Here is an 11,789-nt window from a genome sequence, read left to right as displayed (position 1 = left end):
TTCGAGAGTAACTCAGATATATCAGGTAGTTGGAGAGTATAACGTTTTGGCACATGTGTTCCTTCCGCTTACCAGGTTTAGAAAGAGAAGTGTTTAAACTCTTGGTCCAAGATAAGACAACCAAAGAGATTGCCGGACAACTCTTCATCAGCGAAAAGACTGTGCGTAATCACATAGGATCAAACGAAGCGTGCATCTCTTTGGCTGTTGAGAGTATTTGGTAATGAGGACTGGCGGTTACGGCCACCACATTACTTGAACCGTTAAATCGATGGGAACACAAGCTCATTATGATAAATCGGGATCATTCTTTTCCAATACCCCTTTGGTTATCAAAAGAACGAAGTATATGTATGTTAAGATGGCGGGGATCAAATAGGACAAAAAGATTGCCAAAATAATAGGCGATGGATTCCAAAATAGTTTGGGCAACAGAAAAAATAAAATCCAGATAACGATGTACGACAGGACCGATGCAAATGAACCAATCGTAAGAACAATTTTAGGTCAATGTAAATACAACCAAATTTGACACAACGGTAATTGAATAAAGCCCCCAATTGGAGGCTTACCTAAATTATCTGGGTTCACATTGATGAAGGGGTTTTTTGACACCACCACCCCATCCGCCGCCACTGCTACTGCAATTGGGTTCACTGTATGCAAAAGCAGCCGTAGAGACTGATATTACCATAGCGATTGCTAGGGCAAAAGGAAAAAGCTTTTTCATAAGTACCACCTCCTTTCCGGAAAGTTCTGATAATAGCGTAACTCAGTTTCAAATTTTTGTAAAATATTGATCTATCAACCATTAGAATTCTTGCCTATGAGAACTTTGCACACGTTTTGTTAAAAGGGAGGGGACTACCTCAATGATGTAATAACCAATACCCTATCCAGTAAATTGCTCCGCTGATTACGACGAATGCGATGAAAAACAATATTCTTGCTCTAACCTTTTTAGGACTTGGAGAAAAGACAAATTCCGCACCGACCCACAAGAAAAGGAGCAACGCTAAGAAAACTTTAAATATTAGCAATAATGTAAAATACCTCCTATATATGGATAATTATACTGGATATTCAGCTTGGAGGAATGCTGGTCACAACCAATTTGAAAAAGCCACCAACCCTTGCGGTAGGTGGCTTAAATCATTATCGGGTACTTTGTGGTAAATAATCGGTAGGATCTACTAGAGTTCCTTGTTTGATAACAGAAAAATGCAACATATCTCCTGTTTCAGACGAGCCTACTTCTGCTATTTTTTGACCTTTCTTTACGGTATCTCCGGGCTTCACAAGAAATGAACCAGGGAGAATGTGACCATAGAGAGTACTGAATTCGGAATTGTGCTTGATTATTATCGTTTCTCCATAGCCTTGATTGCTATCAGCGAAAAGAACGATACCATCACTTGCTGCAAAGATAGCTGTACCTTTAGCGGTTGCATAGTCCAATCCGTTATGGCCTTTTGATTCCTTGGTTTCGGGATTAATTTGCAAGCCGAAATCAGAAGAAATGACATAGGTATCATGAATCGGGGCTTCTAACGAAAAGCGTGTTTCGATCATGTTACTAGGCTGACTCGAATTACTTGCCTCCGCCGCGAAAGCTGTTGGTGTTAAAGTAACTGCTAAAGTTAATAGACTCAAAATAGCAATAGTTTTGATTTTCATATTTCCTCCTACTTCATAAAATTGGTTTCATTATGAAATACGAGGATTCATGGGAAAATGTAACTGTTAAAGGGACTTTTTACTAAAATAGCAGATTGATACATCTAAATCACGGGAGCGATTTATTATTTTCTCAATTCGTTCAACAATCGCATTGCCTTTTAGAATATCATCTTTTCAACGCTAAAATGATCTTTCAAGCAAAATATTTCAGGAGTACAGAAAAGCAATGAAAGGGAACATAATCTCTCGTTCGACTTGCTGAACGAGAGATTTGAACCCAGTCGACTCAGCCTCCCTTTTCTCCCTTGGTCGGAAGAAAGGGTTTTTATATGTTCATTTGCACCGAATTACCCTTTTATTACCATTTATGTAAGCGCATTAGCATATTGTGATTTAAGTCGCAATAAGATGGATTTGTAACAAAATCCATGAAGATCGAGAGGGATACTATGAAATTCAAGAAATGTGTTAGGAATGTGCTAATGGTAGGGGCCCTGCTTGTCACCTCCGTATTGCCTATGGCAGCACAGGCGGCGCAAGCAGAGGAAAATCAAGCGGAGGCGACAGCGGTATCCAATTACAAAATTATTGGCTACTATCCCTCGTGGGGAGCTTATGGACGAAACTACAATGTAACGGATATCGATCCCAATAAAGTAACGCATATTAACTACGCATTTGCGGATATTTGCTGGAATGGCAGACACGGCAACCCAGATCCAACGGGGCCCAATCCACAGACTTGGGCTTGCCAGGATGAAGTAGGCAATATTAATGCTCCGAATGGTACGGTTGTCCTCGGAGATCCATGGATTGATGCGCAAAAATCCTTTCCGGGAGATACGTGGGATCAGCCGATTCGTGGAAATCTGAATCAATTGGCAAAATTAAAGCAAAAAAACCCTCAATTAAAGACATTAATTTCGATCGGGGGCTGGACGTGGTCCAATCGCTTCTCTGATGTAGCGGCAGATCCGGCTGCACGGGAAGTATTTGCACAGTCCTCGGTAGATTTTATCCGGAAATATCAGATGGATGGGGTCGATCTCGATTGGGAGTACCCAGTTGAAGGAGGCTTGTCTGGAAACAGCAAACGTCCAGAAGATAAGCAAAATTATACGTTGTTGCTACAGGCTGTCAGAGATAAGCTCGATGCAGCTGAGGTAACGGATGGCAAACAGTACTATTTGACGATTGCTTCTGGTGCCAGCCCAACCTATGCTGCAAATACAGAGCTTGGAAATATTGCCCGGGTTGTGGATTGGATCAATATTATGACCTACGACTTCTATGGAGCCTTCCAAAAGCAGACTGGACATAACGCGCCGTTGGCCTATGATCCGGCAGCAGGAGCAGCAGGTTTGCCTAATGCTCAAACCTTTAATGTCCAAACAGCTGTAGAGGGCCATCTTCGTGACGGTGTACCTGCCAGCAAGCTCGTTCTCGGACTTCCGTTTTACGGAAGGGGCTGGTCGGGTTGCGGAACGGCTAACAATGGGGAATATCAAAATTGCACAGGGCCTTCAACAGGAACGTGGGAAGCTGGTATGCTTGACTTCACGGATATCCAAAATAATTATGTGAACAAAAATGGCTTCACACGCCACTGGAATGACGCGGTAAAAGTGCCTTACCTATTCAACCCGGCTTCGAAAACATATATTAGCTATGACGACGTAACTTCAATCGGGCACAAAACTTCTTATATTACATCCAAAGGATTGGCAGGCGCAATGTTCTGGGAATTTAGCGGAGACCGTAACAAGGTTCTGCTAGACAAAGTGAATGGCGATCTTCTGGGCGGGACAGCTCCAGTCGACAACGTACCGCCGACAGCACCAGCTAATCTCCAATCGACTGCAAAAACAGCGACAAGTGTTAGCCTGAGTTGGGGAGCTGCTACCGACAATGTAGGGGTCACTGGCTATGAGGTATACAATGGTACTCAGCTTGCGAAAACGGTAACTGGTACAAATACGACAATTAGCGGGCTTACAGCTGGCACTACGTACCAATTCACTGTGAAGGCGAAAGATGCAGCAGGTAATTCCTCAGCAGCAAGCAATGAGGTAACGGTTACAACGGATAACATTCAGCCAGACAATCAACCTCCAAGCACACCCACCGATCTAGTCATAACAGGGAAAACAAGCACGAGTATCAGTCTGAGCTGGGCTGCTTCTACAGACAATATCGCGGTAACGAATTATGAGGTTTACAACGGGACCGCATTAGCTATGGATGTAACGACTACGACTGCAACTGTCACAGGACTCACGCCTAACACATCATATACCTTCTCTGTGGTAGCGAAGGATGCAGCTGGAAATTCCTCGCAGAAGAGCATCGAGGTCGTAGGCGTAACAGATGCTGCAAATCCGGGAAAGCCTGCATGGGCGCCAAATGTAAACTACGCAGCTGGTGATTTGGTCAGCTATCAAGGCAAGGTATACAAATGTCTGCAACCACACACTTCTCTCGTAGGGTGGGAGCCGGCAAATGTAGCAGCTCTCTGGCAAGTTCAACAGCAAGCGGCAGGAGAAGCAGTCGATGGTTATGTAGGTGAGGAGATTTTAGAGGAAACAGAAGGAAATGCAGATACCCAAGATACCCAATAAATAGAGAAGGGGCTGTCTCTCCAGACATGAAAATGACGGAGGAACAGCCCCTATTTGTTCATTTGGAAATTAAGCAAAGGCTTTTAACAGTTGGACGATTAACGGAATGAGATCTCCAATAAAAGTAAGGATCGCAATTGCAGTATTCATAGAAGCCCCTCCTTAAAATTCCAAATTCACTATTATTATATTAATGTTCATTATAGCAATCAAGAAATATTTTCCACTTATGTCGAATTGATAAAGTGGCTTATGTGAAAAACAGATTGAGTTTCGAATCATGAATGCGAGAAAATACATCTACTCGTGAATAACTACATGATTATAGCGTATTGGCAATCTCCACCAGCTTGGCTTCCACATCTTCCTCATAATAAAAATGGTACGTTAGTTCATAGCAGGTAGAGCCATTTTTCCAGATGAGAGTGGCTAATGGGCCGTTGTAACCGAACTTGGCTGTGCCATTCTTTAGCGGAGTGGTTTTGGTTTCATCGTAGCCTCCTATAAAGTCTCCAGAACTATTGGAGTCCAAGGTGAGGTAGGCGCCTAAAGCGATATGCTCTTCTGGAACATAGATTAGCGTCAATACCTCGTCCTGTCGCGTCAATCCTAAATTTTCGAAGCGAGGCAACGTTTTTTGCAAAAAGGAATAGGTATGAACCGGTGAAGCGGATATTACTGGAGTAGCCGAAGCTTCAGAAGAGTCGTAGCTATTGGAGAACAGCAAGTACAGGGAGAAAAAGCTGATCAGGGATATCATACGGTCACCTCATACAAGTTTTGACAAATGAAGTATATCAGTTTGGCGGAGGTATATGAAATATTCAATCAGAAAAAAATGATCGAAATCTAAGAAAAAACGAAATTGACACAAAATACAAATTTCAGTATGATCACTTTATAAAGTCATTGGAAAAATAAAGGATGAACGAATACGATGCGCAGAACTGGAGATCTGAAACTAATCCAAGAGCTCAATCGCTTTATTATACTCGATACCATTCGCCAGTTTGGGCCCATCTCGCGAAGTGATATCGCCAAAAAGCAGGGCATCAGTCCAACTACAGTCACCTCGGCAGTCAATGAGCTGATCCGTGACGGCATGGTTGCAGAAGACGGAACAGGTGAGTCAAAGGGTGGACGTAAGCCGATTATGGTTCGCTTCTGTCCAGACGGGAAGTTTTTGATTGGCGTCTCTATTACGAATACTGCGATTACAATTGCCGAAATGAATTTGGAAGCGGCTACAAAGCAAAAGAAAATCTATCCGGTAAAAGCTGGGCTAGTGAGTGATCTGATCATCCAGTATGTACTGGATTCGATCGAGGACTTTCTCCAGTCGGTGGATGATGTCAGCCGTTGTCTGGGCATTTCCATCATCGCCCCAGGGATTGTTGATGCAGCGAGTGGGGTTATCCGCTTCAATTCCAAGCTGCGTTTGCATGATGTTCCATTAAAGGACATGGCAGAAGAGCGTTTTGGACTAAAAACATGGCTCGACAACGATGCCAATGCAATCGCCCTGGCAGAAAAAAACTTCGGTGGTGGACTGAATGCTGACAATCTCCTGTTTGTCACCGTAGGAGAAGGGGTTGGTTCAGGGCTTGTTGTAAACGGTTCCATCTTCCGCGGAAGCCGTGGTGGAGCAGGCGAATTCGGGCATACGACAGTCGATCGAAGTGGGATGCGCTGTGACTGCGGCAACGTCGGCTGTTTGGAGAACTACGTGGCGTGGCCGGCCATTTACTCAGGCTTGCTGTCCGCCGTTACACGGGGAAAAGAAACGCTCGTCATGGATTTGGCTGACGGAGATATGACAAGAATCACATTCGATGTCTTTCGCCAAGCACTGCATCAAGGGGATCAAGTATGCCAAGACATTGTTGACGAAATCGCTTCGTACTTGTCGATCGGCATTGTGAACCTGGTGAATTTGTTCAACCCGAGCCTAATCATTCTGGGTGGAGAAATGATCCGGGACAACCAGGTGTTGTTTGAGCGCATTCAAAAACAAGTGATGGCTCAAGCGATGGGGACGATGGTCGAAGGACTGGAATTCCGCCCAACTGTATTGGGGGCTGATTTCGAGGTCAAGGCTGCTGCTGCTGTTTTGTTACAAGATGTTTTTCACTTCAGCTTGTAACATCTTTTTATATACTTTATTTGGTCATTGGAAAAAGAAAGTTTCACCATCAAAAATCGTTGAAAGGGGGCGAGTCGAAAAGGGAAGCGAGTCGTGCTTGGCGATATTTTGGGGGTAAAAGAGGAGAACGTAAATCGAGGAGGGATTTCTGATGAAGAAGTTAGTTTCGATTGCAATGGCTGCTCTCTTGGTAGCAGTGGCAGGATGTTCGGGCGGCGGGCAGAGCTCTGCACCAGCTGGAACGACTGGCAGTGCTGCTTCAGGCGAAAAGGTAACGCTCACATATGCACTGTGGGACAAAAACCAGATGCCTGCGATGGAGGAAATGGCGAAAAAGTTTAACGAAAAGAATCCGAACGTGGACATCAAGATCGAGCTAACGCCTAACAAGCAATACTGGACAAAGATGGAGGCAGCCGCAACGGGTGGCACCTTGCCGGACATTTTTTGGATTAATGGTCCACGCATCATTAAATACGCAGATAATGACATGCTCTTGCCGATTACAGATCAAATCAAGGCAGATGGCATCGATCTGAACAATTATCCGAAAGCTCTCGTTGATCTCTACACCTACGATGGACAAAACTACGCGCTACCGAAAGATTTCGACACCATTGGCCTTTGGTACAACAAGAAGCTGTTTGACGATGCAAAAGTGCCTTATCCAGACGAAACCTGGGATTGGAACAAGCTAAAGGAAGTAGCAAAGCAACTGACGGATGAGAAAAAAGGCGTTTGGGGAATTGCAGCACCTCCTTATGGACAGGACGGCTTCTATAATACGATCTTTCAAAACGGTGGCTATATCATTTCGGAAGACAAGAAAACGTCCGGCTATGACAAACCGGAAACGATCGAAGGCCTCAAGTTTTGGACAGACCTGATCAACGAAAAAGCATCACCAACAGCAGCGCAATTGTCCGAAACAGAGGCAACACAGCTGTTTGAATCAGGCAAGATCGCGATGATGTACAACGGTTCATGGATGGCATCCGCTTTTCATAAGAATGAGTATACAAAGGACAAAGTGGACGTGACGTATCTTCCAAAAGGAAAAGAGAACACAAGCGTCATCCACGGCCTGGGCAACGTGATTTCGGCTAATACCAAACATCCAAAGGAAGCATGGGAATTCGTAAAATTCTTGGGCTCGAAAGAAGGGGCAGAAATCCTGGCAAAATCGGGTGCTGCGATTCCGGCATTTAATGGAACACAGGATACATGGGTACAATCCATGCCGAACTTTAATCTGAAAATTTTTATTGATCAGGCAGCTGTAGCGAAACCATATCCGATCTCGAAGGACACGGCAAAATGGGCCAAGCTGGAAACAGAGCTTATGACCAAGGCATGGGCTGGACAAATGAGCGTAGAGGATGCTTCTAAAGAGCTCGCGCAAAAAATGAACGAAATGCTTAGCCAAGAATAAAGGTCCATGATGGATGGCTTCGCATCATGGACGAGGCCATCCTTTTTTGAAAAAGCTGATGTAAGGAGGGAATGAATGCGATGAGCAGCCAGTTGCAGCCTGAAATGCACGCCGCCGTCCAGCCAAAAACGAAAAAATCGTTGAATCGCATGAAGAGAAGTGATTGGTTCTGGGCGTATCTCATGATTGCTCCCACACTTATCGGGTTGGGTGTCTTCTACTTATGGCCGATTGTGCAAACCATTTATTTAAGCTTTACCAAATGGGGAGGATTCGGCAAGTACAAGTGGGCTGGCCTACATAATTACGAGTTGTTGTTCAAGGACCCTTACTTGTGGATCGCGCTGAAAAACACGCTGATTTATACAGTAATCGCAGTTCCAGTAGGTATCGCTATCTCCATTTTTATCGCTGTGCTGCTTAATCAGAAAATTAAGGGGATTACGATTTATCGCACCCTGTATTTCCTGCCCGTTGTGACGATGGCAGCAGCGGTGGCGATGGTGTGGAGATGGTTGTACAACGCTGATTACGGTCTGATCAATTATTTGCTGGGCTTGATAGGCATTGAGGGTCCGCGTTGGATTTCTGATCCCGCTATTGCTTTGTATGCGGTGATTATCGTTGCCGTTTGGAGCTCAATCGGATATAACATGGTGATTTTTCTGGCCGGACTGCAAGGCATCCCGAGAAGCTATTACGAAGCAGCAGAAATTGACGGCGCGGGACCAGTTCGCATGTTTTTCAAGATTACGTTGCCACTGTTGACTCCTTCGATCTTTTTCGTCAGTATCACTTCCTTGATTGGGGCTTTTCAAGTATTTGACCTGATTTATCTGATGCTCGGAAGCAAAATGGGCAATCCGGCGACTGAGCAAACGCAGACGATGGCGTACTTGTTCTTTACCAATGGGTTTGAATCAGGGAATGGTGGCTATGCGGCCGCAGTTGCCGTCGTGCTTCTGGTGATGATCCTGATCGTCACTGCTATTCAAATGAAATTGCAGAAAAAATGGGTTCACTATGATTAAGAAAAGCTGAACAGACGGGAGGGATATGGAATGAGTGTTTATACGAGTCGGAACAAAATAGGCAAGAAGTTATTGATTCATCTGCTGTTGATTGCAGGCGCTCTCGTGATGATTGCGCCATTCGTCTGGATGGTTGTCACTTCGCTCAAGTCACTAGGCGAATCGACACAGGTGCCACCGGTCATTTTGCCGACCAAGTATCAATGGGAGAATTACACCCATATTTTTGAGATGCTGCCGTTCTTGGACTTTTATTGGAATACCGTGATCACAACCGTGGCGAAGGTAGTCGGACAAGTGTTCCTTTGCTCGCTTGCGGCGTACGCATTCGCACGAATTGAATTTCCAGGACGAAACGCTTTGTTCATCCTGTTTTTGACCGTTTTGATGGTTCCAGGTCAGGTTTTTCTGCTCCCGCAATTTATGATCATGAAAGAGCTTGGCTGGCTGAATACGCTGACAGCATTGATTGTGCCGGGCTTGTTCAGTGCATTCGGTACGTTTCTTCTGCGCCAGTTTTTCATGTCGCTGCCAAAAGAACTGGAAGAAGCAGCGAAGCTCGATGGCTGCAACCATTTTCAAATTTATTGGAGAATTATGTTGCCGCTGGCGAAGCCCGGCTTGATCGCACTCGCCATTTTCGTAGCGTTGTGGTCTTGGAATGACCTGATGTGGCCGCTGATCGTTAACAGCACGCCTGATAAAATGCCGCTCTCCGCTGGCTTGGCGTACTTGACGGGCGAGCACACCAATTTGACGAACTACCCGATTTTGATGGCGGGCTCCGTTCTTGCCATTTGGCCGATGATCATCGTCTTTATTTTCTTGCAGAAGCATTTTGTCGAGGGAATTACCCTAACTGGGTCCAAATAGTCATTTTCGAAAAAAGGAGTGAAACCATTATGCATCATGTTCTGGTAATCGGAGCAGGAACCATGGGGACTGTTCACGCGAAATCGTATGCTGCCATGGAAGGTGTCAAACTGGTTGGGATCGTCGATATCCGCAGCGAGAGAGGAAAAGAGCTGGCAGCCGAGACAAAAACGGAATGGTTTGAGAGCTATGAAGAGGCACTAGAAAAACTGGCGCAGGTTGACATCGTAGACGTGTGTTTGCCTACGTATCTTCATAAAACCTATGTGAAAAAGGCTGCGGATGCAGGCAAGCATGTCATTTGCGAAAAGCCGTTGGCTCGTGATAAGGAAGAAGCTCGTTTTATCGTTGATTATTGCCGGGAGAAAAACGTCAAGCTGTTCGTCGGTCACGTCCTGCGCTTTTTCCCAGAGTACGAAAAGTCCCGTCAGCTAGTTAATGACGGCGCGATTGGCAACGTTGGTGTGGCACGTACATTCCGTGGCGGTATCTTCCCGACAGCGTGGAACGACTGGTACGCCGACTACAAGAACAGTGGCAGCCTTGTTTTAGATATGATCATTCACGATTTTGACTTTTTGCGTTGGTGCTTCGGCGATGTGGAGCGTGTGTACGCAAAAGGCTTGCTTGGTCGAGGTTTTGCCCGGATGGATTACGCACTGGTCACGCTTCGCTTCAAGAACGGAATGATTGCACATGTGGAAGGCTCGTGGGCACATGAAGGCTTCGCGATGAAAATGGAGCTGGCAGGCAAGGAAGGTATCATCTCCTACGACAGCTCAAAAGAAAAACCGCTTGTGGCAGTTAATCGCTCGAAGCAAGCAGGCATAAGCGGAGTCGCAGTTCCGGAGAGTCCGTTGCGTGAAAACCCGTATTTCAGAGAACTGAAGCATTTCATCGAGTGCATCGACCGTGATCTGGAGCCACTCGTGACGGCAGAAGATGCCGTGAAAGCGGTAGAAATCGCTCGTGCTGCGCTTGTGTCAATCGAAACGGGCAAACCCGTAACTTTGGTGTAGGAGGGGACTGGACATGAAACTCGGAATCATCAGTGTTGCGCATATGCATGCATACAGCTACGCAAATGCGGTTGCGAAATTAGATGGGGTTCAATTGGTCGGGGTAGCAGATGAGGATGAAGTGCGCGGAAAGGCGGCGGCTGAAAAGTTTGGCGTTCCGTTCTTCGCCGATTATCATGAGCTGCTCGCAACGGATATCGATGCGGTCATCGTCACCTCGGAAAACGCCAAGCACCAAGAGCATACGTTAGCGGCAGCGAAGGCTGGCAAGCACATCTTGTGCGAAAAACCGCTGGCGACAACAGCCGAGGCAGCTCAAGAGATGATCGACTTTTGCCGCGAACAGGGCGTCATTTTGCAGACGGCATTTCCAGTGCGATTCCATCCGGCTGTCGTTCGAGCGAAGCAATTGGTGGAGCAAGGCAAGGTCGGACGTATCATGGCAATCCGGGGTACGAACCGCGGACAAAATCCGGGTGGTTGGTTCGTCGATCCGGAAAAATCCGGCGGTGGTGCAGTGATCGATCATACGGTTCACGTTGTTGATTTGATGCGCTGGTTCATGGACTCTGAAGTGCGTGAGGTTTACGCGGAGATAGACAGCAAGTTTTCCGATACGCCGATTGATGATTGCGGAATTTTGACGATGGAATTTGAAAATGGGGTATTTGCTACACTCGATTGCAGCTGGTCTCGCAACAAGGCCTTCCCAACTTGGGGAGACGTGACGATGGAAATTATCGGGACAGAAGGAACGATCTCGCTCGACGCTTTTTCTCAAAAGCTGGATGTGTATTCCAATGAAAAAGGCTTGAAGTGGGTCAACTGGGGCGATGACATGGACAGTCAATTGGTCAAAGATTTCGTCACCAGCGTGCGTGAAAAGAAAGCACCGTCGATTACGGGTGAAGACGGCTTGCGAGCTGTGGAAGTAGCACTCGCCGCTTATCAATCCGCTGAACAGAAGCAACCAGTCGTATTACGCTAGGACGG

At 46.0% G+C, this 11,789-nt stretch carries 10 protein-coding genes; 8 read left to right on the top strand and 2 right to left on the bottom strand.

The annotated features are described in order from the left end of the window. The first annotated feature begins 53 nt into the window (after positions 1-53). On the top strand, positions 54-224 hold the full coding sequence (locus C7R91_RS28465) for a helix-turn-helix domain-containing protein (RefSeq protein ID WP_083995114.1): 171 nt from the start codon (positions 54-56) through the stop codon (positions 222-224). A gap of 931 nt (positions 225-1,155) precedes the next feature. Here C7R91_RS28465 and C7R91_RS28460 read toward each other — a convergent pair. Next, positions 1,156-1,677: a M23 family metallopeptidase gene (locus tag C7R91_RS28460; protein WP_047071094.1), complete on the bottom strand. Its 522-nt coding sequence runs from the start codon at positions 1,675-1,677 to the stop codon at positions 1,156-1,158. 431 nt (positions 1,678-2,108) lie between these two features. Here C7R91_RS28460 and C7R91_RS28455 point away from each other — a divergent pair, with 431 nt between their 5' ends. Further along, positions 2,109-4,298, top strand: a complete 2,190-nt coding sequence (locus tag C7R91_RS28455; RefSeq protein ID WP_047071096.1) for a glycosyl hydrolase family 18 protein — start codon at positions 2,109-2,111, stop codon at positions 4,296-4,298. 322 nt (positions 4,299-4,620) lie between these two features. On the opposite strand, the gene C7R91_RS28450 is transcribed toward C7R91_RS28455, so the two are convergent. Further along, positions 4,621-5,058 carry a hypothetical protein gene (locus C7R91_RS28450; RefSeq protein WP_047071097.1) on the bottom strand — a complete coding sequence of 146 codons (438 nt, stop codon included), beginning with the start codon at positions 5,056-5,058 and terminating at the stop codon, positions 4,621-4,623. Positions 5,059-5,235: 177 nt separating this feature from the next. Between C7R91_RS28450 and C7R91_RS28445 the strand changes: the two genes are divergently transcribed. The 6 genes from C7R91_RS28445 (at position 5,236) to C7R91_RS28420 (ending at position 11,784) form a co-directional block, all read left to right on the top strand. Next, the gene (locus C7R91_RS28445; RefSeq protein WP_047071099.1) at positions 5,236-6,441 is read left to right on the top strand and encodes an ROK family transcriptional regulator; all 1,206 of its coding nucleotides are present in this window, start codon (positions 5,236-5,238) and stop codon (positions 6,439-6,441) included. Positions 6,442-6,592: 151 nt separating this feature from the next. Beyond that, on the top strand, positions 6,593-7,873 hold the full coding sequence (locus C7R91_RS28440; protein ID WP_047071102.1) for an ABC transporter substrate-binding protein: 1,281 nt from the start codon (positions 6,593-6,595) through the stop codon (positions 7,871-7,873). Positions 7,874-7,944: 71 nt separating this feature from the next. After that, positions 7,945-8,904, top strand: coding sequence for a carbohydrate ABC transporter permease (locus tag C7R91_RS28435; protein ID WP_083995115.1), 960 nt, complete (start codon positions 7,945-7,947; stop codon positions 8,902-8,904). Positions 8,905-8,934: 30 nt separating this feature from the next. Further along, positions 8,935-9,777 carry a carbohydrate ABC transporter permease gene (locus C7R91_RS28430; protein WP_047071103.1) on the top strand — a complete coding sequence of 281 codons (843 nt, stop codon included), beginning with the start codon at positions 8,935-8,937 and terminating at the stop codon, positions 9,775-9,777. A 29-nt stretch (positions 9,778-9,806) separates the two neighbouring features. Beyond that, positions 9,807-10,796 carry a Gfo/Idh/MocA family protein gene (locus C7R91_RS28425; RefSeq protein WP_047071105.1) on the top strand — a complete coding sequence of 330 codons (990 nt, stop codon included), beginning with the start codon at positions 9,807-9,809 and terminating at the stop codon, positions 10,794-10,796. 13 nt (positions 10,797-10,809) lie between these two features. Further along, complete coding sequence (locus C7R91_RS28420) at positions 10,810-11,784, top strand: Gfo/Idh/MocA family protein (protein ID WP_047071108.1); 975 nt, start codon at positions 10,810-10,812, stop codon at positions 11,782-11,784. The last annotated feature ends 5 nt before the right edge of the window (positions 11,785-11,789 follow it).

It is taken from the genome of Brevibacillus formosus (genome assembly GCF_003013405.1).
Lineage (GTDB): Bacteria > Bacillota > Bacilli > Brevibacillales > Brevibacillaceae > Brevibacillus > Brevibacillus formosus.
The sequence above is the reverse complement of the archived record's forward strand: the minus strand, read 5'-3'. Positions and strand labels throughout refer to the sequence as shown.

What these genes read in the sequence shown, in the direction of transcription:
- C7R91_RS28465 (WP_083995114.1), top strand. Translation starts at nt 54, where the DNA reads ATGTGTTCCTTCCGCTTACCAGGTTTAGAAAGAGAAGTGTTTAAACTC.
- C7R91_RS28460 (WP_047071094.1), bottom strand. Translation starts at nt 1,677, where the DNA reads ATGAAAATCAAAACTATTGCTATTTTGAGTCTATTAACTTTAGCAGTT.
- C7R91_RS28455 (WP_047071096.1), top strand. Translation starts at nt 2,109, where the DNA reads ATGAAGATCGAGAGGGATACTATGAAATTCAAGAAATGTGTTAGGAAT.
- C7R91_RS28450 (WP_047071097.1), bottom strand. Translation starts at nt 5,058, where the DNA reads ATGATATCCCTGATCAGCTTTTTCTCCCTGTACTTGCTGTTCTCCAAT.
- C7R91_RS28445 (WP_047071099.1), top strand. Translation starts at nt 5,236, where the DNA reads ATGCGCAGAACTGGAGATCTGAAACTAATCCAAGAGCTCAATCGCTTT.
- C7R91_RS28440 (WP_047071102.1), top strand. Translation starts at nt 6,593, where the DNA reads ATGAAGAAGTTAGTTTCGATTGCAATGGCTGCTCTCTTGGTAGCAGTG.
- C7R91_RS28435 (WP_083995115.1), top strand. Translation starts at nt 7,945, where the DNA reads ATGAATGCGATGAGCAGCCAGTTGCAGCCTGAAATGCACGCCGCCGTC.
- C7R91_RS28430 (WP_047071103.1), top strand. Translation starts at nt 8,935, where the DNA reads ATGAGTGTTTATACGAGTCGGAACAAAATAGGCAAGAAGTTATTGATT.
- C7R91_RS28425 (WP_047071105.1), top strand. Translation starts at nt 9,807, where the DNA reads ATGCATCATGTTCTGGTAATCGGAGCAGGAACCATGGGGACTGTTCAC.
- C7R91_RS28420 (WP_047071108.1), top strand. Translation starts at nt 10,810, where the DNA reads ATGAAACTCGGAATCATCAGTGTTGCGCATATGCATGCATACAGCTAC.